The organism is Streptomyces griseoruber, from assembly GCF_001514205.1.
GTDB classification, from domain to species: domain Bacteria; phylum Actinomycetota; class Actinomycetes; order Streptomycetales; family Streptomycetaceae; genus Streptomyces; species Streptomyces griseoruber.
The window spans coordinates 288,699-314,442 of record NZ_KQ948764.1; the positions used below are offsets into that span (position 1 = coordinate 288,699).

At 70.9% G+C, this 25,744-nt stretch carries 23 protein-coding genes and 1 tRNA gene; 14 read left to right on the forward strand and 10 right to left on the reverse strand.

Annotated elements, in window-relative coordinates:
- Nucleotides 1–288 precede the first annotated feature (288 nt).
- From AQJ64_RS05680 to AQJ64_RS05700, 5 genes are all read left to right on the forward strand, one after another.
- Nucleotides 289–1,518, forward strand: coding sequence for a branched-chain amino acid ABC transporter substrate-binding protein (locus AQJ64_RS05680; protein WP_055635605.1), 1,230 nt, complete (start codon nucleotides 289–291; stop codon nucleotides 1,516–1,518).
- A 112-nt stretch (nucleotides 1,519–1,630) separates the two neighbouring features.
- Nucleotides 1,631–2,563, forward strand: a complete 933-nt coding sequence (locus AQJ64_RS05685) for a branched-chain amino acid ABC transporter permease (protein WP_055635604.1) — start codon at nucleotides 1,631–1,633, stop codon at nucleotides 2,561–2,563.
- Between the two features lie 5 nt (nucleotides 2,564–2,568).
- On the forward strand, nucleotides 2,569–4,392 hold the full coding sequence (locus AQJ64_RS05690) for a branched-chain amino acid ABC transporter permease (RefSeq protein WP_055635603.1): 1,824 nt from the start codon (nucleotides 2,569–2,571) through the stop codon (nucleotides 4,390–4,392).
- Between the two features lie 5 nt (nucleotides 4,393–4,397).
- A complete protein-coding gene (locus AQJ64_RS05695) occupies nucleotides 4,398–5,294 on the forward strand; it encodes an ABC transporter ATP-binding protein (protein WP_055635602.1) in 897 nt (298 codons plus the stop codon).
- A complete protein-coding gene (locus tag AQJ64_RS05700) occupies nucleotides 5,291–6,007 on the forward strand; it encodes an ABC transporter ATP-binding protein (protein WP_055635601.1) in 717 nt (238 codons plus the stop codon). The genes AQJ64_RS05695 and AQJ64_RS05700 overlap by 4 nt, the downstream gene beginning before the upstream one ends.
- An 83-nt stretch (nucleotides 6,008–6,090) precedes the next feature.
- On the opposite strand, the gene AQJ64_RS05705 is transcribed toward AQJ64_RS05700, so the two are convergent.
- Nucleotides 6,091–6,747: an ANTAR domain-containing response regulator gene (locus AQJ64_RS05705; RefSeq protein ID WP_055635600.1), complete on the reverse strand. Its 657-nt coding sequence runs from the start codon at nucleotides 6,745–6,747 to the stop codon at nucleotides 6,091–6,093.
- A gap of 104 nt (nucleotides 6,748–6,851) precedes the next feature.
- On the opposite strand from AQJ64_RS05705, the gene AQJ64_RS05710 reads away from it, so the two are divergent.
- Nucleotides 6,852–6,934, forward strand: a tRNA-Leu gene (locus tag AQJ64_RS05710).
- A gap of 202 nt (nucleotides 6,935–7,136) precedes the next feature.
- The gene (locus tag AQJ64_RS45340) at nucleotides 7,137–7,337 is read left to right on the forward strand and encodes a hypothetical protein (RefSeq protein WP_055635599.1); all 201 of its coding nucleotides are present in this window, start codon (nucleotides 7,137–7,139) and stop codon (nucleotides 7,335–7,337) included.
- A 15-nt stretch (nucleotides 7,338–7,352) separates the two neighbouring features.
- Here AQJ64_RS45340 and pyk read toward each other — a convergent pair whose 3' ends face one another.
- Complete coding sequence (gene pyk, locus AQJ64_RS05720; RefSeq protein ID WP_055635598.1) at nucleotides 7,353–8,789, reverse strand: pyruvate kinase; 1,437 nt, start codon at nucleotides 8,787–8,789, stop codon at nucleotides 7,353–7,355.
- A 156-nt stretch (nucleotides 8,790–8,945) separates the two neighbouring features.
- Complete coding sequence (locus AQJ64_RS05725; protein WP_055635597.1) at nucleotides 8,946–9,650, reverse strand: SIMPL domain-containing protein; 705 nt, start codon at nucleotides 9,648–9,650, stop codon at nucleotides 8,946–8,948.
- A gap of 163 nt (nucleotides 9,651–9,813) precedes the next feature.
- Between AQJ64_RS05725 and AQJ64_RS05730 the strand changes: the two genes are divergently transcribed.
- Nucleotides 9,814–11,628 (forward strand): bifunctional metallophosphatase/5'-nucleotidase, encoded by a 1,815-nt coding sequence (locus AQJ64_RS05730; RefSeq protein ID WP_055635596.1) that lies wholly within the window; start codon nucleotides 9,814–9,816, stop codon nucleotides 11,626–11,628.
- 27 nt (nucleotides 11,629–11,655) lie between these two features.
- Here the strand turns inward: AQJ64_RS05730 and AQJ64_RS05735 are convergent, their stop codons facing one another.
- The 4 genes from AQJ64_RS05735 to AQJ64_RS05750 all read right to left on the reverse strand — a co-directional run bounded on the left by AQJ64_RS05735 (nucleotide 11,656) and on the right by AQJ64_RS05750 (nucleotide 17,563).
- Nucleotides 11,656–13,077 carry a lysine N(6)-hydroxylase/L-ornithine N(5)-oxygenase family protein gene (locus AQJ64_RS05735; protein WP_059202449.1) on the reverse strand — a complete coding sequence of 474 codons (1,422 nt, stop codon included), beginning with the start codon at nucleotides 13,075–13,077 and terminating at the stop codon, nucleotides 11,656–11,658.
- Nucleotides 13,078–13,102: 25 nt separating this feature from the next.
- On the reverse strand, nucleotides 13,103–14,449 hold the full coding sequence (locus AQJ64_RS05740; protein WP_059202450.1) for a pyridoxal phosphate-dependent decarboxylase family protein: 1,347 nt from the start codon (nucleotides 14,447–14,449) through the stop codon (nucleotides 13,103–13,105).
- 135 nt (nucleotides 14,450–14,584) lie between these two features.
- Nucleotides 14,585–17,068 (reverse strand): aminopeptidase N, encoded by a 2,484-nt coding sequence (gene pepN / locus AQJ64_RS05745; protein ID WP_059202524.1) that lies wholly within the window; start codon nucleotides 17,066–17,068, stop codon nucleotides 14,585–14,587.
- A gap of 144 nt (nucleotides 17,069–17,212) precedes the next feature.
- Nucleotides 17,213–17,563, reverse strand: coding sequence for a chorismate mutase (locus tag AQJ64_RS05750; RefSeq protein ID WP_055638471.1), 351 nt, complete (start codon nucleotides 17,561–17,563; stop codon nucleotides 17,213–17,215).
- A gap of 86 nt (nucleotides 17,564–17,649) precedes the next feature.
- Between AQJ64_RS05750 and AQJ64_RS05755 the strand changes: the two genes are divergently transcribed.
- Nucleotides 17,650–18,561 carry a hypothetical protein gene (locus AQJ64_RS05755; RefSeq protein ID WP_055638470.1) on the forward strand — a complete coding sequence of 304 codons (912 nt, stop codon included), beginning with the start codon at nucleotides 17,650–17,652 and terminating at the stop codon, nucleotides 18,559–18,561.
- A gap of 21 nt (nucleotides 18,562–18,582) precedes the next feature.
- On the opposite strand, the gene AQJ64_RS05760 is transcribed toward AQJ64_RS05755, so the two are convergent.
- Nucleotides 18,583–20,016, reverse strand: a complete 1,434-nt coding sequence (locus AQJ64_RS05760; RefSeq protein WP_059202451.1) for an MFS transporter — start codon at nucleotides 20,014–20,016, stop codon at nucleotides 18,583–18,585.
- A gap of 162 nt (nucleotides 20,017–20,178) precedes the next feature.
- Here AQJ64_RS05760 and AQJ64_RS05765 point away from each other — a divergent pair, with 162 nt between their 5' ends.
- On the forward strand, nucleotides 20,179–20,640 hold the full coding sequence (locus AQJ64_RS05765) for a MarR family winged helix-turn-helix transcriptional regulator (protein WP_055632380.1): 462 nt from the start codon (nucleotides 20,179–20,181) through the stop codon (nucleotides 20,638–20,640).
- Nucleotides 20,641–20,647: 7 nt separating this feature from the next.
- Here the strand turns inward: AQJ64_RS05765 and AQJ64_RS05770 are convergent, their stop codons facing one another.
- The gene (locus tag AQJ64_RS05770; protein ID WP_055632379.1) at nucleotides 20,648–21,553 is read right to left on the reverse strand and encodes an SDR family oxidoreductase; all 906 of its coding nucleotides are present in this window, start codon (nucleotides 21,551–21,553) and stop codon (nucleotides 20,648–20,650) included.
- 1 nt (nucleotide 21,554) lies between these two features.
- Entirely contained in the window at nucleotides 21,555–22,304 is a 750-nt protein-coding gene (locus AQJ64_RS05775) for an SDR family oxidoreductase (protein WP_055632378.1), read from the reverse strand.
- Between the two features lie 54 nt (nucleotides 22,305–22,358).
- Between AQJ64_RS05775 and AQJ64_RS05780 the strand changes: the two genes are divergently transcribed.
- From AQJ64_RS05780 to AQJ64_RS05795, 4 genes are read left to right on the forward strand one after another with little or no spacing between them, the layout of a single operon-like run.
- A complete protein-coding gene (locus AQJ64_RS05780) occupies nucleotides 22,359–23,102 on the forward strand; it encodes an enoyl-CoA hydratase family protein (protein ID WP_055632377.1) in 744 nt (247 codons plus the stop codon).
- Complete coding sequence (locus tag AQJ64_RS05785) at nucleotides 23,103–23,939, forward strand: CoA transferase subunit A (protein ID WP_055632376.1); 837 nt, start codon at nucleotides 23,103–23,105, stop codon at nucleotides 23,937–23,939. It abuts the gene before it with no gap.
- Nucleotides 23,936–24,649, forward strand: a complete 714-nt coding sequence (locus tag AQJ64_RS05790) for a CoA-transferase subunit beta (protein ID WP_055632375.1) — start codon at nucleotides 23,936–23,938, stop codon at nucleotides 24,647–24,649. Before AQJ64_RS05785 ends, AQJ64_RS05790 begins: the two co-directional genes overlap by 4 nt.
- Complete coding sequence (locus AQJ64_RS05795; RefSeq protein WP_059202452.1) at nucleotides 24,649–25,698, forward strand: NAD(P)H-dependent flavin oxidoreductase; 1,050 nt, start codon at nucleotides 24,649–24,651, stop codon at nucleotides 25,696–25,698. The genes AQJ64_RS05790 and AQJ64_RS05795 overlap by 1 nt, the downstream gene beginning before the upstream one ends.
- The last annotated feature ends 46 nt before the right edge of the window (nucleotides 25,699–25,744 follow it).

Below are 25,744 nucleotides of genomic sequence, written 5' to 3' on the forward strand. Positions count from 1 at the left end.
TCACCAAAACGTCCGAGACTCCTGAACACACCGGGGTTCATCCTGCACGTTCTCAACATGCGGACAGGGCGAATCGGCCTGAAATTCGCTGTTCCACCCGCCAAGTACCGCTCTGCATTACCTCGTGTCATAACAAGAGAGTCACAGCCTGCTTCAGACCCTCCTCCCCGTTCCCTCCACCCGCTTAGAGTCACGCCCAGTCACCGCGCGGCTGGAATACCCCTTCGGCCTCAGCGCTCGACTCGGCCTCTTCCAGGGGGGAGGGCCGCCCAGGGAAAGGACTGGAACGTGCGTCAACGTTCGCTCATCGCCATCACCGCCGCGCTGTCCGCCGGAGCACTCACCCTCACCGCCTGCGGTTCGCGCGACAGCGGCGGCGACAAGGGCTCCGACAGCGGCGGCACCACCGTCACCATCGGCGTCGACGCCCCGCTCACCGGCGACCTGTCCGCGCTGGGCCTCGGCATCAAGAACTCCGTCGACCTCGCCGCCAAGACGGCCAACAAGCAGAAGACCGTCGACGGCGTCACCTTCAAGATCGTCGCCAAGGACGACCAGGCGCAGCCCTCCGCGGGCCAGCAGAACGCCACCGCCCTCGTCGCCGACAAGACCGTCCTCGGTGTGGTCGGCCCGCTGAACTCCTCCGTCGCCGAGTCGATGCAGAAGGTCTTCGACGACGCCAAGCTGGTCGAGGTCTCCCCGGCCAACACCAACCCGGCGCTCACCCAGGGCACCGACTGGGCGACCACCAAGAAGCGCCCCTACACGTCGTACTTCCGCACCGCGACCACGGACGCCATCCAGGGCCCGTTCGCCGCGCAGTACGTCTTCAACGACGCCAAGAAGAAGAAGGTCTTCGTCATCGACGACAAGAAGACCTACGGCGCCGGCCTCGCGGGCACCTTCACCGAGGAGTTCAAGAAGCTCGGCGGCACCGTCGTCGGCACCGAGCACATCAACCCCGACTCCAAGGACTTCTCCGCGGTCGCCACCAAGGTCAAGAACTCCGGCGCCGAGGCCGTCTACTACGGCGGTGAGTACCCGCAGGCCGGCCCGCTCAGCAAGCAGATCAAGGCCGCCGGCGCCAAGATCCCGCTCATCGGCGGCGACGGCATCTACGCCGACGACTTCATCAAGCTGGCCGGCGCCACCGCCACCGGTGACCTCGCCACCTCCGTCGGCGCCCCGGTCGAGGAACTGGACTCCGCCAAGGAGTTCGTGGCCAACTACAAGGCCGCCGGCTACAAGGAGGCCTACGGCGCCTACGGCGGCTACGCCTACGACTCCGCCTGGTCCATCATCGAGGCCGTCAAGAAGGTCGTCGACGACAACGGCGGCAAGCTTCCCGACGACGCCCGCGCGAAGATCACCGCCGCCACCCAGAACGTCTCCTTCGACGGTGTGACCGGCAAGGTCTCCTTCGACGAGTTCGGTGACGCCACCAACAAGCAGCTCACCGTCTACGCCGTCGAGAACGGTGCCTGGAAGGCCGTCAAGTCCGGTACCTACTCCGGCTGACCCACCCGCACCACTCCTTGAGCCGCGCGGGGCGCTGTTCCACAGGCGCCCCGCGCGGACTCACATCCGGCCCCACCCGTCGAAACATCCGAACCGTCTCGGAGGACATGCGGTGAACGAACTGCCGCAGCAGCTGGTCAACGGCCTGCTACTGGGATCCATGTACGGCCTGGTCGCCATCGGCTACACAATGGTCTATGGCATTGTCCAGCTCATCAACTTCGCCCACGGCGAGATCTTCATGACCGGAGCGTTCGGCGCTCTCACGGTCTACGCATACATTCTGCCCGACGGCACCTCCATGGCCATCGCCCTGCCGCTGATGCTGGTGGGCGCGGTCCTGGTCTCCGTCACCGTCGCCGTGGGAGCGGAACGGTTCGCCTACCGTCCCCTCCGCAACGCACCACGCCTCGCGCCGCTCATCACCGCCATCGGCCTCTCGCTCGCCCTTCAGCAGGCCGTCTGGGCCTGGTACCCCGAGGCCAAGTCCGCCCGCACCTTCCCCGAGATCCCGGGCGGCCCCTTCAAGCTCGGCGACGTCACCATCCAGACCGGTGACATCTTCCTGCTCATCGCCGCCCCGATCAGCATGGCCGTCCTCGCCTACTTCGTCATGAAGACCCGCACCGGACGCGGCATGCAGGCCACCGCACAGGACCCCGACACCGCGAAGCTGATGGGCGTCAACACCGACCGCATCATCGTGATCGCGTTCGCCCTCGGTGCCGCCTTCGCCGCCATCGGCGCCGTCGCCTACGGCCTCAAGTACGGCCAGATCGACTTCCGCATGGGCTTCATCCTCGGTCTCAAGGCCTTCACCGCGGCCGTCCTCGGCGGTATCGGCAACATCTACGGCGCCATGATCGGCGGCGTCGTCCTCGGCATCGCCGAGACCCTGGCCACCGCCTACATCGCCGACATCCCCGGCATGGACAAGTTCGGCAGCCAGTCCTGGGCCGACGTCTGGGCCTTCGTACTCCTCATCCTCGTGCTGCTGTTCCGGCCCCAGGGCCTGCTCGGCGAGCGCGTCGCGGACAGGGCGTGACACCGATGACGACACAGACCACCACACCCGAGGCGTTCGGCGACACCACGCCCGCACGAGCCGGCCTCATCGGCATCCCGGAGAACGCCGCCCGCGCCCTCGCCACCGGCGGCGCGATCCTCACCATCATCTCCACCTTCCTCGCCTGGACCTGGACCGCCGACTTCCCCGGCGACCTCACCGTCTACGGCTACCCGGGCGGCCTCCAGGTCCTCGTCCTGATCGGCGGCCTCCTCACCACCCTGTTCTCCCTGGCCTCCTACTCCGTCAAGGGCTTCGGCTGGCTCGTCCCGGCCGGCGCCGACGGCGCCATCAAGTTCGCCGCGCTCGCCACCTTCGCGACCGCCTGGTACACCGTCATCGCGATCAGCGTCAACCTCGGCGGCGTCGTCAACCTCGAACCCGGCGGCTACGTCGTCGCGGTGGCCAGCCTCGCCACCCTCCTCGGCGCCCTGGCCCTGCCCTTCGAGCACCCCGAGCCCGACCCGATCGACCCCGACGACACCTCGTGGGAGCACACCAAGCACAAGCTCGGCCACCAGTGGCAGACCGTCAAGGCCGCCTTCGCCACCGGCACCGCGCGCCCCGCCCCGGCCCTGCCCTCGTACGCCGAGATCCTGATCATCGTCGCCGTCCTCGCCCTCGCCCTCGCCGTCTTCACCTACGGCATCGGCACCGAGTACGACGAGCTGTTCATCGGCTTCCTGATCACCGCCGGCCTCGGCTTCGCCGCCCTGAACAAGTCCGGCCTCGTCGCCCAGGCCAGCCAGATCACCGCCCGGCACCAGAACATCACCATCTGCGGCGCGTTCGTCGCGGCGGCCCTGTTCCCCTTCACCCAGACCGACGACCAGTACGCGACCCTCGGCGTCTACATCCTCATCTTCGCCACCGTCGCCCTCGGCCTGAACATCGTCGTCGGCCTCGCCGGCCTCCTCGACCTCGGTTACGTCGCCTTCCTCGGCGTCGGCGCCTACGCCGCCGCCATGGTCTCCGGCTCCCCGAGCTCGCCCTTCGACGTGCACTTCCCGTTCTGGGCCGCCGCCCTCGTCGGCTGCGCCGCCTCCCTGGTCTTCGGCGTCCTCATCGGCGCCCCGACCCTGCGACTGCGCGGCGACTACCTCGCCATCGTGACCCTCGGCTTCGGTGAGATCTTCCGCATCACCGCCAACAACCTCGACGGCACCTCCGGCCCCGACATCACCAACGGATCCAACGGCATCTCCTCGATCCCGAACCTCGACATCCTCGGGTTCGACTTCGGCGCCGTCCACAACATCCTCGGCGTCGACATCGGCCGCTTCGCCAACTACTTCTTCCTGATGCTCATCATCACCGCCATCGTCGTGCTGGTCTTCCGGCGCAGCGGTGACTCCCGCATCGGCCGCGCCTGGGTCGCCATCCGCGAGGACGAGACCGCCGCCCTCGCCATGGGCATCAACGGCTTCCGCGTCAAGCTCATCGCCTTCGCCGTCGGCGCCTCCCTCGCCGGCCTCGCCGGCACCGTCCAGGCCCACGTCACCTACACCGTGACGCCCGAGCAGTACCTGTTCGCCGGTGCCATCCCGCCCAACTCCGCCTTCCTCCTCGCCGCGGTCGTCCTCGGCGGCATGGGCACCATCGGCGGCCCCCTCATCGGCGCCTCCCTGCTCTTCCTCATCCCCAACAAGCTCCAGTTCCTGGGCGACTACCAGCTCTTCGCCTTCGGCCTCGCACTCATCCTGCTGATGCGCTTCCGGCCGGAGGGCATGATCCCCAACCGCCGCCGCCAGCTCGAGTTCCACGAGGAAGCGGAAGCGCCCACCGTCCTCACGAAGGCAGGGGCCTGACCACCATGACCACCGACACCACCACCACGGTCGCCCCCACCGGCGAGACGGTCCTCGACGCACGCGGCGTCACGATGCGCTTCGGCGGCCTCACCGCCGTCCGCGACGTCAACCTCACCGTCAACAGCGGCGAGATCGTCGGCCTCATCGGCCCCAACGGCGCCGGCAAGACGACCTTCTTCAACTGCCTCACCGGCCTCTACATCCCCACCGAGGGCGAGGTCCGCTACAAGGGCAACGTCCTGCCGCCCAAGTCCTTCAAGGTCACCGCGGCCGGCATCGCCCGCACCTTCCAGAACATCCGCCTGTTCGCCAACATGACCGTCCTGGAGAACGTGCTGGTCGGCCGTCACACGCGGACGAAGGAAGGTTTCTGGTCCGCCGTCCTGCGCGGCCCCGGCTTCCACAAGGCCGAGGCGACCTCCCGCGAACGCGCCATGGAACTCCTGGAGTTCGTCGGACTGGAGAAGAAGGCCGAACACCTCGCCCGCAACCTCCCCTACGGCGAGCAGCGCAAGCTCGAGATCGCGCGAGCGCTGGCCAGCGAGCCGGGACTCCTCCTGCTGGACGAGCCCACCGCCGGCATGAACCCCCAGGAAACCCGGGCCACCGAGGAACTCGTCTTCGCCATCCGCGACAAGGGCATCGCCGTCCTCGTCATCGAGCACGACATGCGCTTCATCTTCAACCTCTGCGACCGCGTGGCCGTCCTGGTCCAGGGCGAGAAGCTCGTCGAGGGCGACAGCGCCACCGTCCAGGGCGACGAGCGCGTCGTCGCCGCCTACCTCGGCGAACCCTTCGAGAACGCCCCCGGCGACGAGGAAGTGGCCGAGGTCGAAGCCGCCGAAGCACAGGCCGGGACCCCGACGGACGCCGCGCCCGGCAAGGAGAACGACCGATGACCGCACTGCTCGAAGTCGAGGACCTCCGGGTCGCCTACGGCAAGATCGAAGCCGTCAAGGGCATCTCCTTCAAGGTCGAAGCCGGCGAGGTCGTCACCCTCATCGGCACCAACGGCGCCGGCAAGACCACCACCCTGCGCACCCTGTCGGGTCTGCTGAAGCCGGTCGGCGGCCAGATCAAGTTCAACGGCAAGTCGCTGAAGAAGGTCCCGGCCCACGACATCGTCTCGCTGGGACTCGCCCACTCCCCCGAGGGGCGGCACATCTTCCCCCGCATGACGATCGAGGACAACCTCCGCCTCGGCGCCTTCCTCCGCAGCGACAAGGCGGGCATCGAGAAGGACATCCAGCGCGCCTACGACCTCTTCCCGATCCTGGGAGAGCGCCGCAAGCAGGCCGCGGGCACCCTGTCCGGCGGCGAGCAGCAGATGCTCGCCATGGGCCGCGCCCTGATGTCCCAGCCGAAACTGCTCATGCTGGACGAGCCCTCCATGGGCCTGTCCCCCATCATGATGCAGAAGATCATGGCCACCATCGCCGAGCTGAAGTCCCAGGGCATGACGATCCTGCTCATCGAGCAGAACGCCCAGGCGGCGCTGTCCCTGGCCGACCACGGCCACGTCATGGAGGTCGGCAACATCGTCCTCTCCGGCACCGGCCAGGACCTCCTGCACGACGAGTCGGTCCGCAAGGCCTACCTCGGCGAGGACTGAGGCCCTGAAGTCCTGAGGCTACGACGAGGCCCGCGCCCCTTCTCCGGGCGCGGGCCTCGTCGTATGTACCGGGCTTGCCGACGTCAGCCCTTGTTGCTCTTCTTCTCCGCGGCGTCCTGGATGACCGCCTCGGCGACCTGCTGCATCGACATCCGCCGGTCCATGGACGTCTTCTGGATCCAGCGGAACGCGGCGGGCTCGGTCAGCCCGTACTCCGTCTGGAGGACCGACTTCGCCCGGTCGACCAGCTTGCGGGTCTCCAGGCGGAGCGTGAGGTCGGCGACCTCCTTCTCCAGCTCCTTCAGCTCGTTGAACCGCGAGACCGCCATCTCGATGGCCGGGACGACGTCACTCTTGCTGAAGGGCTTCACGAGATACGCCATGGCCCCCGCGTCCCTGGCCCGCTCGACCAGGTCCCGCTGCGAGAAGGCGGTGAGCATGAGCACGGGCGCGATGCGCTCTTCCGCGATCTTCTCGGCGGCGGAGATGCCGTCCATCTTGGGCATCTTCACGTCGAGGATGACCAGGTCGGGCTGGTGCTCGCGGGCCAGCTCGATGGCCTGCTCACCGTCACCGGCCTCACCGACGACGCTGTAGCCCTCCTCCTCCAGCATCTCTTTGAGATCGAGCCGGATCAGGGCCTCGTCCTCGGCGATGACGACACGGGTCGTCAGCGGAGGCACGTGCGACTTGTCGTCATCGGGCACGTCTACGGGCTGGGGCGACTCGGGGGCGGTCACGGGGGCTCCTTGTTGCGGGCCGGGCAGGTGCTGCTGCTCATGCAGCCTACCTAGAGGCAACGAGCTGCGGTGACCCGGTACACTTCCCGACAGCTCACCAACCTGCCCGGTTGGAGGAACTGGTCAGACTCGCGGTGCTCAAACCACCGTGCCCTAGGGCATGTGGGTTCGAATCCCACACCGGGCACATTTGCAGAAAAGCGGAGGCTCACATTCTCGTGAACCTCCGCTTTTTGCTGCACATAGCCCACGATCAGTGACACACGGTGTGCGCATGGCTGTTCATGGATCCGAGGTGCGCGCGGACCGGGCGAAACGTGGAACCTGTCCCGGGCGCCCACACCCGAAGTGCCCTCGGTGTGATGGTCGGCCCCTCGACGAGCCCGCGTATGCCTACCTGCTCGGCCTCTATCGAACACGAGCGTCGGATCGCACTCGAAGCCTGGCAGCGAGCCAGGGTCGACCAGCTCTTCACCGAAGCCGTTGACCACGTGGGCGTCGAGTGGAAACAGGCGAACGCCAAGAACATCTCCGTCGCCCGCAAAGCCTCCGTCGCCCTCCTCGACGCCCACGTAGGCCCCAAGCACTGACCGGCCCCCAGGCCCCTACTTCGGGCTGTCGTCCTCCCCCACATGGTGGACCCGGACCAGGTTCGTCGCGCCCGACACCCCAGGCGGGGAGCCGGCCGTGATGACGATGACGTCGCCCTTCTCGCAGCGGCCGTACTTCAGCAGCAGCTCGTCCACCTGGTCGACCATCTCGTCCGTGGAGCCCACCGGCGGGACCAGGAAGGTCTCCGAACCCCAGGTCAGGCTCAGCTGGGAGCGGGTCGACTGTTCGGGGGTGAAGGCCAGGAGGGGGATCGGGGAGCGGTAGCGGGAGAGGCGGCGGGCCGTGTCGCCGGTCTGGGTGAAGGCGACCAGGAGCCTGGCGTCCAGGAAGTCGCCGATCTCCGCCGCCGCCCGGGCGACCGCGCCGCCCTGGGTGCGGGGCTTGTTGCGTTCGGTCAGGGGCGGGAGGCCCTTCGCGAGGATGTCCTCCTCCGCCGCCTCGACGATCTTCGCCATCGTGCGGACCGTCTGGATGGCGTATTTGCCCACGCTGGTCTCGCCGGACAGCATCACCGCGTCCGTGCCGTCGATCACCGCGTTCGCCACGTCCGAGGCCTCAGCCCGGGTGGGGCGCGAGTTCTCGATCATCGAGTCGAGCATCTGCGTCGCGACGATCACCGGCTTGGCGTTGCGCTTCGCCAGCTTGATCGCTCGCTTCTGGACGATCGGGACCTGTTCCAGGGGCATCTCGACGCCGAGGTCACCGCGGGCGACCATGATCCCGTCGAAGGCCGCGACGATGTCGTCGATGGCCTCCACCGCCTGCGGCTTCTCCACCTTCGCGATGACCGGGAGGCGGCGGCCCTCCTCGTCCATGATGCGGTGGACGTCGAGGATGTCCCGGCCGCTCCTCACGAACGAGAGGGCGATCACGTCGGCGCCCGTGCGGAGCGCCCAGCGCAGGTCCTCCTCGTCCTTCTTGGAGAGGGCGGGGACCGAGACCGCCACGCCGGGGAGGTTGAGACCCTTGTGGTCGGAGATGACGCCGCCTTCGACCACCCGGGTGTGGACCTCGTGGCCCACGACGTCCATCACCTCCAGGCAGACCTTGCCGTCGTCGACGAGGATCCGTTCGCCCGGGGTCACGTCCTGAGCGAGGCCGGCGTACGTGGTGCCGCAGCGCTTGCCGTCGCCCGCGACGCCGTCCTCGACGGTGATCGTGAAGGTGTCGTCGCGTTCGAGGAGTACCGGTCCTTCCTCGAAGTGGCCGAGGCGGATCTTCGGGCCTTGAAGATCGGCGAGGATGCCGACGCTGCGGCCGGTCTCGTCGGAGGCCTTGCGGACGCGGTGGTAGCGCTCCTCGTGTTCGGCGTGGGAGCCGTGGCTGAGGTTGAGGCGGGCGACGTCCATTCCGGCGTCGACCAGGGCTTTGATCTGGTCGTAGGAGTCGGTGGCGGGGCCCAGGGTGCAGACGATTTTTGCTCGGCGCATGTTTCGAGCCTATGTCTTACCGGGCGGTAGCGAATTGGGGGGACGTGACCGGCCAACATCCGTTTAGTGAAGGGGAGTTGACAACTGTTGAATTGTGCGGGGTGCCGCTCTTATGAGCATACCGATAGCGCGCCCGGATTCCCCGAAAGGATGAATTCACAGGGTCGGCGGCACCATCGTGAATTGCGCGGTCACCTCGGCCCGGACTCGCATCCGCTCCGGTTCGAGGTTCAGGGGGTCGGGTGCGGACTCCATTTCGTCGGCCGCCGCCGACATACGGCGCATACGGCGGCCGAAGCCGGCCTGCGGGCGGCCGGGCGCCGGTCCGGTCCCGGTGTCGGCCAGCTCGATCAGCGCGCCGATCGTCGTGTCCAGCGCTTCCGCGTACTCCTTCGCCCGCTGTACGGCGTCCTGGACCGCCTGCCGGCGGGCGCGGCGGTAGACCGGCGAGTCGGGGCGCAGGGTCCACCAGGGGCCGTCGACCCGGGTGAGGTCCTGGTCGGCGAGGCGGGTGGTGAGTTCGCCGAGGGCGGTGAAGTCGGTCAGCTCGGCGGTGAGGTGGACGCGGCCGTGGTAGGCGCGGACGCGTTCGCCGCGGCCGCGTTGTCCGAGTTCGGGGGTGAGGGAGACGGCACCCGTGGAGACGTCCTCGACGGCGTCGCCGTAGGACTTGACGAGTTCGACGACCGTGGTGTTGCGGCGGGTGAGGTCGTCGAGGGTGGTGCGCCGGTCGCGCCCCCGTGCGGTGACGGTGACGGTGATGCGGGCGAGGTCGGGGTCGGTCTCCAGTTCGGCCTCGCCGCGTACGGCGAGGAGGGGCGCGTCGGGGGTGCCGTACGGGGGAATCTGCGGTGAGGTCATACGCCCCACCATGTCACGCCTTTCCCTTTTGCCGGGCCGGAGTTGACCGCTCTGGTCACCAGATCGAAACCTCCGGGACCTGTTGCCGTCGGTCATGGACGGGTCAGAATCTACGCGCGTTTGTCTACGCGCGTTGTTGACCATTCCCCTAGGAGCTCGCGACATGCCGTTGAACCGCCGGAAGTTTCTGAAGAAGTCCGCCGTGACCGGGGCCGGGGTGGCGATCGCGGGGGCGGCTGCGGCTCCGGCGGCGCAGGCCGCGGAGGCGAAGAAGCCGGGGAAGCCCGTCGGGCAGCCGAAGCGGTACGCCCTGACCGTGCTGGGGACGACGGACCTGCACGGTCATGTCTTCAACTGGGACTACTTCAAGAACGCGGAGTACACGGACAAGGCCGGCAACGCCCAGGGCCTCGCGCGCATCTCGACGCTGGTGAACCAGATCCGCGCCGAGAAGGGGCGGGAGAACGTGCTGCTGCTGGACGCGGGCGACACGATCCAGGGCACGCCGCTGACGTACTACTACGCGAAGGTGGACCCGATCACCGCCAAGGGCGGTCCGGTGCACCCGATGGCGCAGGCGATGAACGCGATCGGGTACGACGCGGCGGCGCTGGGCAACCACGAGTTCAACTACGGCATCGAGACGCTGCGGAAGTTCGAGTCGCAGCTCCGGTTCCCGCTGCTGGGCGCGAACGCGGTGGACGCGAAGACGCTGAAGCCGGCCTTCCAGCCGTACGCGATCAGGACGTTCTGCGTGAAGGGCGCGCCGCCGGTCAAGGTCGCGATTCTCGGCCTCACCAATCCCGGTATCGCGATCTGGGACAAGGCCTATGTGCAGGGCAAGCTGGCGTTCCCGGGGCTGGAGGAGCAGGCCGCCAAGTGGGTGCCGAGGCTGAAGGCGATGGGCGCGGACGTGGTCGTGGTCTCGGCGCACTCCGGGTCCTCCGGTACGTCCTCGTACGGTGACCAGCTGCCGTACGTCGAGAACTCGGCGGCGCTGGTGGCGCAGCAGGTGCCGGACATCGACGCGGTGCTGGTCGGGCACGCGCACGTGGAGATTCCCGAGCTGAAGGTGACGAACGAGAAGACCGGGAAGACGGTCGTCCTGTCGGAGCCGCTGGCGTACGCGGAGCGGCTGTCCGTGTTCGACATCGAGCTGGTGTTCGACAAGGGGCGGTGGACGGTCGAGTCCGTGGCGTCGAAGGTGCTGAACTCCAACACCGTGGCCGACGACCCGAAGATCACCAAGCTGCTCTCCGACGAGCACGCGAAGGTCGTGGAGTACGTCAACCAGGTGGTCGGTTCGGCGACGGAGACGCTGACGACGGTCGAGGCGCGGTACAAGGACGCCCCGATCATCGATCTGATCACCAAGGTCCAGGAGGACGTCGTCAAGGCGGCGCTGGCGGGGACGTCGTACGCGTCGCTGCCGGTGATCTCGCAGGCGTCGCCGTTCTCGCGTACGTCGGAGATCCCGGCGGGCAATGTGACGATCCGGGATCTGTCGAGCCTGTACGTGTACGACAACACACTGGTGGCGAAGCTGCTGACGGGCGCGCAGGTCAAGGCGTACCTGGAGTACTCGGCGGAGTACTTCGTGCAGACGGCCGCCGGTACGGTCGTGGACGTCGACAAGCTGACGAACGCCAACAACCGGCCGGACTACAACTACGACTACGTCTCGGGGCTGTCGTACGACATCGACATCGCGCAGGCGGCGGGGTCGCGGATCAAGAACCTGACGTTCGGCGGGGCGGCGCTGGACGACGCCCAGCAGTTCGTGTTCGCGGTGAACAACTACCGGGCGAACGGCGGCGGCGCGTTCCCGTACGTGGCCTCCGCCACCGAGCTGTGGTCGGAGTCGACGGAGATCCGGACGCGGATCGCGGAGTGGGTGACCGCGAAGGGTGTGCTGGACCCGAAGGACTTCTCGTCGGTGGACTGGAAGCTCACGCGGGACGGTACGCCGGTGTTCTAGTCGGCCGGCCGGGCTGAGGTGGCGGCCTCAGATTCCGTCGCGCAGGGGGGTCAGTGTGGGGGGCCGGCGTGCGGGCGGGATCTGGGGCTGTCGTTGTTCGAGGCCGAAGGTGGTGAAGGCGGTGCGGGTGGGCAGGGGGTAGTTGTCCTTGCCGGTGAGGGTGTTGAGGACGGTGGCGCTGCGCCAGGCGGCGAGGCCGAGGTCGGGGGCGCCGACGCCGTGGGTGTGGCGTTCGGCGTTCTGGACGTAGACCTGGCAGCCGGTGGCGGTGACGGAGGGGTCGAGGACGAGGCGGAACCGTTCGTCGATGCGGGGGCGTTCGCGGCTGTCGCGGCGCAGGTAGGGGTCGAGGCCGGCGAGGATGCGGTCGAGGGGGCGTTCGCGGTGGCCGGTGGCGAGGACGACGGCGTCGGTGGTGAGGCGGGAGCGGGTGTTCTGCTGGGTGTGTTCGAGGTGGAGTTCGATGCGGGTGGTGGAGATACGGCCGGCGGTTCTGACGCGGACACCGGGGGTGAGGACGGCGTCGGGCCAGCCGCCGTCGAGGGTGCGGCGGTAGAGCTCGTCGTGGATGGCGGCCAGGGTGCCGGCGTCGATGCCCTTGTGGAGCTGCCACTGTGCGCTGACGAGGCGGTCGCGGACGGGTTCGGTGAGGGCGTGGAAGTAGCGGGTGTAGTCGGGGGTGAAGTGTTCGAGGCCGAGCTTGGAGTACTCCATGGGGGCGAAGGCCTCGGTGCGGCCGATCCAGTGGAGTCGTTCGTGGCCGGCGGGGCGGTGGCGCAGGAGGTCGAGGAAGACCTCGGCGCCGGACTGTCCTGATCCGACGACGGTGACATGGCCGGCGGCGAGGAGGGTGTCGCGGTGGGCGAGGTAGTCGGCGGCGTGCAGGACGGGGACGCCGGGGGCCTCGACGAGGGGGCGCAGGGGGTCGGGGACGTAGGGCTCGGTGCCGATGCCGAGGACGATGTTGCGGGTGTGGGTGCGGCCGAGGGCTTCGGCTTCTCCGTCGGTGTCGAGCTGGGTGAAGTCGACTTCGAAGATGTCGCGTTCGGGGTTCCAGCGGACGGCGTCGACCTGGTGGCGGAAGTGGAGTCCGGGGAGGTGGTCGGCGACCCAGCGGCAGTAGGTGTCGTATTCGGCGCGCTGGATGTGGAAGCGCTCGGCGAAGTAGAAGGGGTAGAGGCGGTGGTGGGTCTTGAGGTAGTTGAGGAAGCTCCAGGGGCTGGTGGGGTCGGCGAGGGTGACCAGGTCGGCGAGGAAGGGGACCTGGACGCGGGCGCCGTCGAGGAGGAGGCCGGGGTGCCAGTCGAAGCGGGGGCGTTGTTCGTAGAAGACGGCGTCGAGTTCGGCGAGGGGGTGGGCGAGGGCGGCGAGGGAGAGGTTGCTGGGGCCGATGCCGATGCCGACGAGGTCGCGGGGGGTGTCGGTGTCCGGGGGTGGGGGCGTGTTCATGCGGGGGTGCTTCCTTCCACCGTTTTCAGGAGGCCACCGTGGTGAGGAGGGCGGCCAGGTCGTGGGGGCGGGTGTGGGGGTTGAGGAGGGTGGTCTTGAGCCAGAGGCGGCCGTCGAGGCGGGCGCGGCCGAGGACGGCGTGGCCGTCGGTGAGGAGGCGGCGGCGTATCTCCGCGACGGCGGTGTCGGTGGCACCGGTGGGGCGGAAGAGGACGGTGCTGATGGTGGGCGGGGCGTGGAGTTCCAGGCCGGGGTGGTCTCGGACGAGGGCGGCGAAGGCGTGGGCGTGGTCGCAGACCTGGTCGACGAGGGCGCCGAGGCCGCGGCGGCCGAGGGTCCGGAGGGTGACGGCGATCTTGAGGACGTCGGGTCGGCGGGTGGTGCGCAGGGAGCGGCCGAGGAGGTCGGGGAGGCCGGCTTCGGTGTCGTCGTCGGCGTTGAGGTAGTCGGCGTGCTGGTTCAGGGCGGTGAGGTCGGCGGGGTCGCGGACGGCGAGGAGTCCGGCGGCGACGGGTTGCCAGCCGAGTTTGTGCAGGTCGAGGGTGACGGTGTGGGCGGCGTCGAGTCCGGCGAGCCGGGGGCGGTGGCGGTCGCTGAAGAGGAGACCGCCTCCGTAGGCGGCGTCGATGTGGAGTCGGGCGCCGTGGGCCGCGCAGACGGCGGCGATGTCGGGGAGGGGGTCGATGAGTCCGGCGTCGGTGGTGCCCGCGGTGGCGGCGACCAGGTGGGGACCGGGGACGGTGGTGAGGGCTGCGTCGAGGGCGGCGGGGTCGAGGGTGCCGGCGGGGGCGGGGACGACGACGGGTCCGGGCAGGCCGAGGAGCCAGGTGGCGCGGGCCAGGGAGTGGTGGGCGTTGGCGCCGCACAGGAGGCGGACGCCGGGGCCGAGGGTCTCGCGGGCGAGGAGGAGGGCGAGTTGGTTGGACTCGGTGCCGCCGGTGGTGACGAGGGCGTCGGTGAGGCCGGCCAGCCGGGCGAGGGCCCGGGTGACGAGCGCTTCGAGTGCCGAGGCGGCCGGGGCCTGGTCCCAGGAGTCGAGGGAGGGGTTGAGGGCGGAGACGGCGAGGTCGGCGGCGGTGGCGACGGCGAGGGGCGGGCAGTGCAGATGGGCGGCGCACCGGGGGTGCGCGGGGTCGGCGGAGCCTTCGGCGAGGGCGCGGACGAGGGTGGGCAGGGCCTGGGGGTCGCCGTGTTCGGGGAGTACGTCGCCGACGGCGGCGCCCAGTCGGGCGGCGACCGCGCCGGGGCCGCCGGCCGGGAGGGGTCCGCCGCGGGCGGTGCGGCCGGCGTCCAGGGCGTCGAGGACGGTGGCGAGCAGCGGCCGGAGTGCGTCGGTGGCTTCGGGGCCTGAGGCGAGCGGCGGGGTGCTCATGGGGTCCTCCGGGCGGGCGCGTGGCGGGGGGGTTCCACCTTGTACGCCGCTGCGGGGACACGCCCGTAAAGAGCAACGATCGGTACCCGAAAGGGGGTACCGATCGTCGTGGTCGTGCTGCGGGGCCGGTCCGGGCTAGGAGGCGCGCACCTTCAACGCTCGGCGCAGGTCGTCGAGTTGGTCGGTGAGTTTGCGGCGCAGGGCCGGGATGGGGTCGGCGTCGCGCAGGCAGGTCTCGCCGAGGGCGAGGGTCTCGGGGTCGACGGCGTGGCCGGGGAAGGCCCAGTGGCCGGCGGCGTCGGCGATGGCGGGGCCGCGGCGGGCGGCGACGGCGACGGCTGCCTCGTAGTAGCGGGCGACGTACGGGCGGACGAGGTCGGCCTGTTCGGGCTGCCAGAAGCCCTGGGCGGTGGCGGTGAAGAGGTAGTTGGAGAGGTCGTCGGAGGCGAACATGGCGGCCCAGGCCCTGGCCTTGGCGTCCTCGTCGGGGAGTGCGGCGCGGCAGCGGGCGGCGCCCTCGCGGCCGGTGGCGGAGGGGTCGCGCTCGAGTTCGGCGGCGATGGCGGCCTCGTCGGTGGCGCCGAGGACGGCGAGCCGGGCGAGGACGCGCCAGCGCAGGTCGGGGTCGAGTTCGGGGCCGCCGGGGACGGTGCCGTCGGCGAGCCAGGCGTCGATGGTGTCGGGCTGGGCGGCGGCGTTGATGAAGTGGCGTACGGCGATCAGGCGCAGGCCGGGGTGGTCGCCGTCCTCGGTGCGGCGGATGAGGTCGCGGCACAGGGCGGAGAGGGTGGCGAGGGCGGCGGGGCGGTCGGCGGGGCCGAGGTAGCGGCCGGCGATCTGGGCGCCGGCGAAGGCGAGGACGCCCTGGACGAGGGCGAGGTCCCTCTCGTGCGGGAGGTGGGCGCGGGCGGCGTCGAGGTAGGCGGTGGGGGCGAGTTCGCCGTCGCGCACGGCGTCGCGCAGGGCGTTCCAGACGACGGCGCGGGTCAGCGGGTCGGGCAGTCCGCAGAGGTTGGCGGTGACGCCCTGGAAGGAGTGGGCGTCGAAGCGGATCTTGGCGTAGGTGAGGTCGCCGTCGTTGAGGAGGAGCAGGGTGGGGCGCTTGCCGACGGGGACGGGTGTGTGCTGCGGGACGTCGAGTTCGAGGCGTCCGCGCCGGGTGAGGCGGCCCTCGTCGCCGGGGAGGTCGAGGTCGTAGAGGCCGACGGCGATGCGGTGGGGGCGGCTGCCGGTGCGTTCGACGGTGAGGAGGTGGTCGCCGTTGTCGCCGGTGACGACGGGGGTGAGGGTGTCGACGCCGGTGGTGCGCAGCCAGGCGTCGGCCCAGGCGTGGACGTCGCGGTCGGTGCCGGCGGCGAGGGAGTCGATGAAGTCGGCGAGGGTGGCGTTGGCGAACCGGTGGCGGGCGAAGTGGGTGTTGATGCCGGCCAGGAAGTCCTTCTCGCCGAGCCAGGTGACCAGCTGGCGCAGGGCGGAGGCGCCCTTGGCGTAGGAGATGCCGTCGAAGTTGAGGAGGGCGGAGGCGGTGTCGGGGACGTCCTCGGGGGCGACGGGGTGGGTGGAGGGGCGCTGGTCGGCGTCGTAGCCCCAGGCCTTGCGGACGACGCCGAAGTCGGTCCAGGTGTCGGTGAAGCGGGTGGCTTCGGTGAGGGTCTGGTAGCCCATGTACTCGGCGAAGGACTCGTTGAGCCAGATGTCGTCCCACCAGGTGAGGGTGACGAGGTCGCCGAACCACATGTGGGCCATCTCGTGGGCGACGACCATGGCGCGGGTCTGGCGTTCGGTGTCGGTGACGGCGGAGCGGTAGACGAACTCGTCGCGGAAGGTGACGAGTCCGGGGTTCTCCATGGCGCCGGCGTTGAACTCGGGGACGAAGGCCTGGTCGTAGGAGTCGAAGGGATAGGGCTCCTCGAACTTCTCGTGGTAGCGGTCGAAGCACGCGCGCGTGATGTCGAGGAGTTCGTCGGCGTCGGCGTCGAGGTAGGGGGCGAGCGAGCGCCGGCAGTGCAGGCCGAAGGGCAGGCCGCGGTGTTCGGTGCGCACGGAGTGCCAGGGGCCGGCGGCGACGGCGACGAGGTAGGTGGAGATCAGGGGGGTGGTGGCGGCCCGCCACTGTCCGTCGCCGAGGTGTTCGGTGACGCCGTTGGCGAGGACGGTCCAGCCTTCGGGGGCCTTGACGGTGAGGTCGAAGACGGCCTTGAGGTCGGGCTGGTCGAAGGCGGCGAAGACGCGCTGGACGTCGTCCATGAAGAGCTGGGTGTAGAGGTAGGTCTCACCGTCGCTGGGGTCGGTGAAGCGGTGCATGCCCTCGCCGGTGCGGGAGTAGCGCATGCGGGCGTCGACGCGCAGCTCGTGCTCGCCGGCGCCGAGGGCGTTCAGGGCGATCCGGTTGCCGTCGAGGCTGTCGGGGTCGATCGGCTGTCCGTCGAGCGTGACCGAGCGCAGGTCGGCGGGCTTGATCTCGACGAAGGTGTCCCCATCGGTGTGCGCGGTGAACCTGATGGCGGTGCGGGAGCCGAAGGTCTCGTCGCCGGTGGTCAGGTCGAGCTCGATGGTGTAGCGGTGGACGTCGAGGAGCCGGGCACGGCTTAGCGCTTCGTCGCGCGTCAGTACGGACATGAACGACATGCTGCCTGATACCGCAGGCCGGGCACAGGGGCGGATCGTTACGTGCCCAATGTCCCTTCTCGCGCCGGAGGCGCCGGGCATCGCCCGTGGTGGGGGCGGGGCCCGGCCGGATCTCGTCGTCGAGGGGCGGGCCGGTCAGCCGGCCGTGGGGGCCGCGGTGTCCTCGGCGATGCGCTCGTGGTGGCGGATCACCTCGGCGATGATGAAGTTGAGGAACTTCTCGGCGAACGCGGGGTCGAGCTTGGCGTTCTCGGCGAGGGTGCGCAGCCGTTCGATCTGGCGGGCCTCGCGGGTCGGGTCGGCGGCGGGCAGCTGGTGGCGGGCCTTGAGGTGGCCGACCTGCTGGGTCGCCTTGAAGCGCTCGGCGAGCATGTGGACGACGGCCGCGTCGATGTTGTCGATGCTGTCGCGCAGCCGGTCGAGTTCGGCGCGGACGGCGGGGTCGACGTCTCCGGTGCCGGTTCCGGGGGTGTTGCGGGTGGTCATGGGCGATCACCCTAGGGCATGCCGTTCGAGGCGTCCGTCCTGCCCGTACAGTGGAATCGGGTGCAGGGCGTCTTGGGGGTGCGGGCGTGGCCAACGGCGGACCGGTCGAGCACGGTTTTCCGCATCTGGAGACGGTGCGGGCCGCCGTCACGGCGCTGTACAAGAGGTTGTCGTACGACACGATCCACCAGTTCGCGGCCAGTGTGCCGCCGGTGGACGTGACGTTCTGCGACACCGACGATCTGCATCTGGGGACGCAGCGGGTGGCGCGGGAGCTGGTGCGGCACTACCGGCTGCCGGACGCGCGGATGATCGTGGCGTTCCGGGAGATGGAGCACGCGGCGCACGTGGAGCTGACGGCGGGCCCGGAGTACTTCGTCGAGCTGAACGACCGTTTCCGGACACATCGGCGGGACATCGGGGCGGCGCTGGCGCACGAGATCATGCACGTGTATCTGCACCGGCTGGATCTGTCGTTCCCGGGGACGCGGGACAACGAGATCCTCACGGACACGGCGACGACGTATCTGGGGGCGGGCTGGCTGCTGCTGGACGCCTACCGGGAGGACGCGGCCTCCTCGCAGAAGCTGGGGTATCTGACGCCGGAGGAGTTCGGGTACGTGCTGGCGAAGCGGTCGCTGGTGTTCGGGGAGGACCCGTCGGTGTGGTTCACCAGCGCCGAGGCGTACACGGCGTATGTGCGGGGCCGTGAGCGGGCTCTGCACGACGGGCGGCAGCCCCCGCTGACGGCGGCGGGGTGGGCGGGGCGGCGGCGGTACGCCCGGGACCGGCGGCACGCGCAGGACCGTGGGCACGGCGAGGACCACCGGCCCGCGGCGGCCTCGGACCCGCCGTACGCGTTCGCGCCGGATCCGCGGGGGCCGCTGCGGGTGACGTTTCCCTGCCCCACCTGCCATCAGCGGATCAGGGTGCCCGTGAAGGGCCGGGTCCGGGCGCGGTGCGGGCTGTGCCGGACGGTTCTGGAGTGCGACACGTAGTGCTTCCCGGCCGGGGATTCCTCAGGAGCCGGAGATCGCCGTGCGGGGCAGCGCCGTGCACAGCACCGCGCACACCACGAATCCGCCGGTCACCCAGGGCATCGCGGTGCCCAGCGCCTCGGTGAGCCCCTGGTCGGCGTGGCCGAAGAACACGGTGCCGAGGATCGCCGCGCCGAGGGCGCCGCCGAACTGCTGGGCGGTGGAGAAGATCCCGGAGGCGCCGCCGGCGAGGTCGGCGGGTACGGCGGACAGGACGACGTTGACCAGGGGCACCACCAGGAATCCGAGGCCGGCGCCGGCGACGGCCAGGCCGGGGGCGAGCGGCCAGGCGCCGGTGTGGACGGTGGCGGCGCGGTCGACGGCGGCCCACACCCAGCCGAAGCCGCCGGCCATGAGCAGTGCTCCGGCGGCCAGGACGAGCCGTCCGTGGCGGACCGCGAGGGCGTCGGCGGCCGGGGCGGTGAGGAAGCCGCCGGCGGAGAAGGCGACGGTGAGCAGGCCGGCCTGTAGCGGGGTGTAGCCCTGGCCGGACTGGAGCCAGACGGCGAAGACGAGGAAGAAGCCCTGCATGGCGACGGAGAAGAGGAGCTGGACCAGGACGCCGACGGAGAACGCGGGGAGCCGGAAGGCGCGGGCCGGGAGGAGGGGGACGGTGGCGGTGGTGTGCCGCCGGGCCTGGAACACGCCGAGGCCGGTGACGGTGAGCACGCCGGCGGCCAGGCAGATCCAGCCCCACAGCGGCCAGCCGTTCTCGCGGCCCTGGACGAGGGGCAGCACGATCGCGACCAGACCGGCGGCCAGGACGAGGCTGCCGAGGGCGTCGGGGCGGCCCGCGGAGCGTTCCCGGGTGGCGGGGACGAGGAGTGCTCCGGCGACGAGGGTGATCAGGGCGACGGGCACGTTCACCAGGAACACCGACCGCCAGCCCCAGCCGAACAGGTCGGCGTTGGTGAGTACTCCGCCGAGCAGCAGTCCGACGGCGGAGGCGAAGCCCGCGACGGCGCCGTACATCCCGAAGGCGGCGCCGCGTTCGCGGCCCTGGAAGAGGGTGGGGAAGGACCCGATGACCTGGGGGACGAGGACGGCGGCGAGGACACCCTGGACGGCGCGGGCGGCGATCAGCTGGCCGGCGGTCTGGGCGGTCCCGCAGGCGAGGCTGGCCAGTCCGAATCCTGCGGTGCCGACGAGGAAGAGGGTGCGGCGGCCGTAGCGGTCGCCGAGGTGGCCGGAGACGATCAGGGCGGCGGCGAAGCCGAGGAGGTAGGCGGAGACCGTCCACTGGAGCGCGCCGGCGGAGGCGTGCAGGTCCTGGGCGATGGAGGGGATCGCGACGTTGACGATGGTCGTGTCGAGGAGGTCCATCAGGGCGGCGACCATCATGACGACGGCGGCGGCCCAGCGATGCGGATGGGGTTCCGTCGCGAGGGTCGGCGGGGCGGTGAGGGGCGCGGTCATGGGAGTCTCCGGGTCTTGTACGGATTTGTTCCGTGGGATTTGTTGCGTGGGATCTGTTCCGGGCGGATTTATTTCGTTCGACCTAACGAAAGACTTGCACCGGGAGACCTGCGGCCGCAAGTAGTTAGTTCGTCCGAACGAAATATTTGTTAACCTGGACCCATGACCGACGAACGGCGGGCCGCCGCCCTGGAACACCTGATGACCGTGGGCCGGCAGCACAGCATGGTCACGGTGATGTTCCACTCGGCGATCGCGGCGAAGCAGGGGCTGAACGCCACGGAGGAGAAGACCCTCGACGTCCTCCAGCGCAGGGGCCCGCTCACCGCGAAGGACCTGGCCGAGCACACCGGCCTGGCCCCGGCCTCCGTCACCGGCATGCTCGACCGGCTCCAGGCCAAGGGGTTCGTCCGCCGGGTCAAGCACCCCACGGACAAGCGGCGGGTGCTCGTCGAGCTCGACGAGACCAGGCTCGCCGAGCTGGCGGTGTTCTTCGAGGAGTGGGCCCGCGACATCGTCCGGGCGTGCGAGGAGTTCGACGCGCAGGAGCTGGAGACGGTGAACCGGTTCCTGGAGGTCATGACGGAGGCCCAGAGCCGGGCGACGGCCCGGCTCACCGGCTGAGTCCGCCCTACGCCCCGTACACGGCGCCGGGCGGCTCGGCCGCCGCCAGCAGCTTCTGTACGGCCTCCCCCGCCTCCGCCGGGCTCCGGCGCGCGCCCTTGTCGGCGGTGGGGCCCGGCCGCCAGCCCTCCATCACCGTGATCCGGCCGGCCTCCGCCTCGAAGACGCGGCCGGTGACGCCCGCGCTCGCGGCGGAGCCCAGCCAGACCACGAGCGGCGAGACGTTCTCCGGGGCCATGGCGTCGAAGCCGGACTCCGGGGCCGCCATGGTCTGCGCGAAGGTCCGTTCCGTCATCCGGGTGCGGGCGGCCGGCGCGATCGCGTTGACCTGGACGCCGTAGCGGGCGAGTTCGGCGGCGGCGACCAGGGTCAGTCCGACGATCCCGGCCTTCGCCGCGCTGTAGTTGCCCTGCCCGACCGAGCCCAGCAGCCCCGCCCCGCTGGCGGTGTTGACGATCCGGGCGACGGGTGCGCGCCCCGCCTTGGCCTCGGCGCGCCAGTGCGCGGCGGCGTGCCTCAGCGGCAGGAAGTGCCCCTTGAGGTGGACGCGCAGGACGGCGTCGAAGTCGTCCTCGTCCAGGTTGACCAGCATCCGGTCGCGCAGGAAGCCCGCGTTGTTGACGAGGGTGTCGAGCCGGCCGTACGCCTCCAGGGCGGTGGCGATCAGGGAGGCGGCGCCCTCGGGGGTGGCGATGTCGCCGCCGTGGGCGACCGCCTCGCCACCCGCCGCGCGGATCTCCGCCACCACCTGACCGGCCGGGCTGCCGGGCCCCGGCGCGCCGTCCAGGCCGACGCCCAGGTCGTTGACGACGACCCGGGCGCCCTCGGCCGCGAACGCGCGCGCGTGCGCCCGCCCGAGGCCGCGTCCCGCGCCGGTGACGACGACCACCCGGCCGTCGCAGAGTGCTGTCATCTCAGGCCTCCTCGCTGTCCTTGTTGGCTGTCGCGGCGTCGAGGAACACGGGCCGCTCCCCTCCCCCGTGCACGAGCAGACTCGCCCCGCTGATGTACGCGGCCGCGTCGGAGGCGAGGAAGACGGCCGCCGCGCCCACGTCGGCGGGCTGGGCGAGCCGGCCCAGCGGAACCGTGCGGGAGACGGCCTCGACGCCCTCGGCGCCGCCGTAGTGGAGGTGCGCCAGCTCGGTGTGGACCATGCCGACGACCAGGGTGTTGACCCGCACCCGAGGGGCCCACTCGACGGCCATCGAGCGGGCGAGGTGCTCCAGACCGGCCTTGGCGGCGCCGTAGGCCGCCGAGCCCGGCGAGGGGCGGCTGCCGCTGACGCTGCCGATCATCACCACCGCGCCGCCGGCCCGCCTCAGGTGCTCGTGGGCGGCGAGGGAGACGGTCAGCGGGGCGAGCAGGTTGAGCTCGACCACGCGCGCGTGGCGCTCGGCCGGAGCGTCGGCGAGCCGGCGGTACGGCGCGCCGCCCGCGTTGTTGACCAGCACGTCGCACCGGGGCAGCCGGGCGAAGAACTCCCGTACGGCGTCCGCGTCCCGTACGTCCAGGGCCGCGAACTCGGTCCTGGGCAGCGGGACTTCCGGGGGGTGGCGGGCGACGACCACCACCTCGGCACCCGCGCGCGCGAAGGAGCGCGCGATGCCGGCACCCACGCCCCGGGTGCCGCCCGTGACGACGGCGACCTTCCCGTCCAGCTCCATTCACTGCTACCTTCCACCTAACAAACGTTTGGTGGAAAGGTAGCTGATGCTTCCATGGGTGTCTCCACCTCGTCCCCCGAAAAGGGGATTTCACTGGTCTCCGTCGACGTCCCGCCGGTCAACGCGCTGCCGGTGAGCGGCTGGTTCGCGCTGGCCGACGCGGTGCGCGCGGCCGGCCGCGACCCCGGGACCCGGTGTGTGGTGCTGGCCGCCGAGGGGCGGGGGTTCAACGCGGGCGTGGACATCAAGGAGCTCCAGACACAGGGGCCCGGCGCGCTCGTCGGCGTCAACCGCGGCTGTTTCGAGGCGTTCGCGGCGGTGTACGAGTGCGAGGTCCCGGTGGTCGCGGCGGTGCACGGCTTCTGTCTGGGCGGCGGCGTCGGACTCGCCGGCAACGCGGACCTGATCGTGGCGAGCGAGGACGCGGTGTTCGGGCTGCCCGAGCTGGACCGGGGCGCGCTCGGCGCGGCGACCCATCTGGCCCGGCTGGTCCCCCAGCACCTGATGCGCGCCCTGTACTTCACCTCGCGCACGGTCACCGCGGCCGAGCTGCACACGCACGGCTCGGTGTGGCGGGTGGTCCGGCGCGAGGAGCTGCGCGCGGCCGCGCTGGAGGTGGCGCGGGAGATCGCCGCCAAGGACGGGGAACTGCTGCGGCTGGCGAAGGCGGCCCTCAACGGCATCGACCCGGTCGACGTGCGCCGCAGCTACCGCTTCGAGCAGGGGTTCACCTTCGAGGCGAGCGTCTCGGGGGTGGCCGACCGGGTCCGCGAAACGTTCGGGAAGGAGCGCGGGTAGGTGACCGACAAGACGATGACCGCCGAGGAGGCGGTCTCCCGGCTGGAGAGCGGCATGACCCTCGGCATCGGCGGCTGGGGCTCACGCCGCAAGCCGATGGCCCTGGTCCGGGCCCTGCTGCGGTCCGGGGTCACCGACCTGACCGTGGTGTCGTACGGCGGCCCGGACGTGGGCATGCTGGCGGCGGCCGGCCGGATCCGCACCCTGGTCGCCGCCTTCGTCACCCTCGACTCGATCCCCCTCGAACCGCACTACCGCGCGGCCCGTGAGCGGGGTGCGTTCGAGCTGGTGGAGGTGGACGAGGCGATGTTCATGTGGGGACTGCGGGCCGCCGCCAACCGGCTGCCGTTCCTGCCGGTGCGGGCGGGGCTCGGCTCGGACGTGATGCGGGTCAACCCCGCCCTGCGGACGGTGACCTCGCCGTACGACGACGGGGAGACGTTCGTCGCGATGCCCGCCCTGCGGCTGGACGCGGCCCTGGTGCACGTCAACCGGGCCGACCGGCTGGGCAACGGGCAGTATCTGGGCCCGGACCCGTACTTCGACGACCTCTTCTGCGCGGCGGCGGACACCGCGTACCTCTCCTGCGAACGGATCGTCGACACGGCCGAGCTGACGAAGGCGGCGGCGCCGCAGACCCTGCTGGTCAAGCGGCATGCAGTGACGGGGGTGGTGGAGGCGCCGGGCGGCGCGCACTTCACGTCCTGCGCGCCCGACTACGGCCGGGACGAGGTGTTCCAGAAGCGGTACGCGACCACGCCGTGGGAGGAGTTCGCGGCACGGTACCTGGCCGGGGACGAGGCGGCGTACCAGGCGGCCGCCAGGGGGGACGCATGACCACGCGTGCCGAGTACTGCGTGATCGCCTGCGCCGAGGCCTGGCGGGACGGCGGCGAGATCCTGGCCAGCCCGATGGGCCTGATCCCCTCCGTGGGGGCCCGGCTGGCCCGGCTCACCTTCGCGCCGGACCTGCTGCTCACCGACGGCGAGGCGACGCTCGTCCGCCCGGACGGCACCGCCGAGGGCTGGCTGCCGTACCGGCAGCATCTGGAGCTGGTCACCGGCGGGCGGCGGCTCGTGATGATGGGCGCGAGCCAGATCGACCGGTACGGCAACCAGAACATCTCCTGCATCGGTGACTGGGCGCGGCCGCGGCGCCAGCTCCTCGGGGTGCGCGGAGCGCCGGTCAACACCCTCAACAACCCGACCAGCTACTGGATCCCGAAGCACTCCCGGCGGGTGTTCGTCGAGCGGGTCGACATGGTGTGCGGGGTCGGATACGACCGTGCGGCCGGCGCCCGTCACCACCGCGTCCCGCGGGTCGTCTCCGACCTCGGCGTCTTCGACTTCGCCACGCCCGACCGCGCGATGCGGCTGGCCTCGGTGCACCCGGGGGTGACGGTGGAGCAGGTGCAAGAGGCGACGGGGTTCGCGCTCGTGGTCGCGGACGAGGTGCCGTGCACCCGCGAGCCGACCGCCGCCGAGCTGCGGCTGATCCGTGAGGTGCTCGATCCGGGGAACACCCGCGCGCGGGAGGTCCCCCTGTGATGGAGACGGCGCTGACGCGGCTGGTCGGGGTGCGGCATCCGATCGTGCAGACCGGGATGGGCTGGGTGGCGGGCCCCCGGCTGGTGTCGGCGGTGGCGGAGGCGGGCGCGCTGGGCGTGCTCGGCTCGGCGACGATGACCCTGGACGGGCTGCGGGAGGCGGTCCGGGAGGTCAAGTCCCGTACGGACGCGCCGTTCGGGGTGAATCTGCGGGCGGACGCGGGGGACGCCGGGGACCGGGTGCGGATCGTCGTCGACGAGGGGGTGCGGGTGGCGTCCTTCGCGCTGGCGCCCTCCCGGGAGCTGATCGCCGAGCTGAAGGAGGCCGGGGTCGTCGTGATCCCCTCCGTGGGGGCGCGCCGGCACGCCGAGAAGGTCGCGGCGTGGGGGGCGGACGCGGTGGTGGTGCAGGGCGGGGAGGGCGGCGGGCACACCGGTGAGGTGGCGACGACCGTGCTGCTGCCGCAGGTGGTGGACGCGGTGGACATCCCGGTGGTGGCGGCGGGCGGCTTCTTCGACGGACGGGGTCTGGTCGCGGCGCTGGCCTACGGGGCGGCGGGCGTGGCGATGGGCACGCGCTTCCTGCTGACGTCGGACTCGACGGTGCCCGCCCCGGTGAAGGCCCGCTATCTGGCGGCGACGGTCCGGGACGTCACCGTGACGCGGGCGGTGGACGGGCTGCCGCACCGCATGCTGCGGACGGACCTGGTGGCGGCGCTGGAGGGCGCCGGCCGGGCGCGGGCGCTGCTGCACGCGGTCCGCCGGGCAGCCGGCTTCCGCAAGCTGTCCGGGCTGACCTGGCGGCAGCTGGTCCGCGACGGGCTCGCCATGAGGCACGGCAAGGAGCTGTCCTGGAGCCAGGTCCTGCTGGCCGCCAACACGCCGATGCTGCTGAAGTCGGCGATGGTGGACGGCCGTACGGATCTGGGGGTGATGGCTTCCGGGCAGGTCGCCGGGGTGATCGACGACCTGCCGTCGTGCGCGGAGCTGGTGGAGCGGCTCGTGAAGGAGGCGGACGAGGTCCGGGAGAGGCTCACAGCCTCTCGGTGACCGTCACACTCGCCTGCCCCCCGCCCTCGCACACCGGCACCACCCC

Coding starts and splice junctions, on each gene's coding strand:
- AQJ64_RS05770 (WP_055632379.1), bottom strand. CDS start 21,553: ATGACAGCACTCTGCGACGGCCGGGTGGTCGTCGTCACCGGCGCGGGA.
- pepN (WP_059202524.1), bottom strand. CDS start 17,068: ATGTCCGTACTGACGCGCGACGAAGCGCTAAGCCGTGCCCGGCTCCTC.
- AQJ64_RS05780 (WP_055632377.1), top strand. CDS start 22,359: ATGGGTGTCTCCACCTCGTCCCCCGAAAAGGGGATTTCACTGGTCTCC.
- AQJ64_RS05740 (WP_059202450.1), bottom strand. CDS start 14,449: ATGAGCACCCCGCCGCTCGCCTCAGGCCCCGAAGCCACCGACGCACTC.
- AQJ64_RS05790 (WP_055632375.1), top strand. CDS start 23,936: ATGACCACGCGTGCCGAGTACTGCGTGATCGCCTGCGCCGAGGCCTGG.
- AQJ64_RS45340 (WP_055635599.1), top strand. CDS start 7,137: ATGCCTACCTGCTCGGCCTCTATCGAACACGAGCGTCGGATCGCACTC.
- AQJ64_RS05750 (WP_055638471.1), bottom strand. CDS start 17,563: ATGACCACCCGCAACACCCCCGGAACCGGCACCGGAGACGTCGACCCC.
- AQJ64_RS05690 (WP_055635603.1), top strand. CDS start 2,569: ATGACGACACAGACCACCACACCCGAGGCGTTCGGCGACACCACGCCC.
- AQJ64_RS05700 (WP_055635601.1), top strand. CDS start 5,291: ATGACCGCACTGCTCGAAGTCGAGGACCTCCGGGTCGCCTACGGCAAG.
- pyk (WP_055635598.1), bottom strand. CDS start 8,789: ATGCGCCGAGCAAAAATCGTCTGCACCCTGGGCCCCGCCACCGACTCC.
- AQJ64_RS05765 (WP_055632380.1), top strand. CDS start 20,179: ATGACCGACGAACGGCGGGCCGCCGCCCTGGAACACCTGATGACCGTG.
- AQJ64_RS05735 (WP_059202449.1), bottom strand. CDS start 13,077: ATGAACACGCCCCCACCCCCGGACACCGACACCCCCCGCGACCTCGTC.
- AQJ64_RS05730 (WP_055635596.1), top strand. CDS start 9,814: ATGCCGTTGAACCGCCGGAAGTTTCTGAAGAAGTCCGCCGTGACCGGG.
- AQJ64_RS05775 (WP_055632378.1), bottom strand. CDS start 22,304: ATGGAGCTGGACGGGAAGGTCGCCGTCGTCACGGGCGGCACCCGGGGC.
- AQJ64_RS05725 (WP_055635597.1), bottom strand. CDS start 9,650: ATGACCTCACCGCAGATTCCCCCGTACGGCACCCCCGACGCGCCCCTC.
- AQJ64_RS05795 (WP_059202452.1), top strand. CDS start 24,649: ATGGAGACGGCGCTGACGCGGCTGGTCGGGGTGCGGCATCCGATCGTG.
- AQJ64_RS05760 (WP_059202451.1), bottom strand. CDS start 20,016: ATGACCGCGCCCCTCACCGCCCCGCCGACCCTCGCGACGGAACCCCAT.
- AQJ64_RS05695 (WP_055635602.1), top strand. CDS start 4,398: ATGACCACCGACACCACCACCACGGTCGCCCCCACCGGCGAGACGGTC.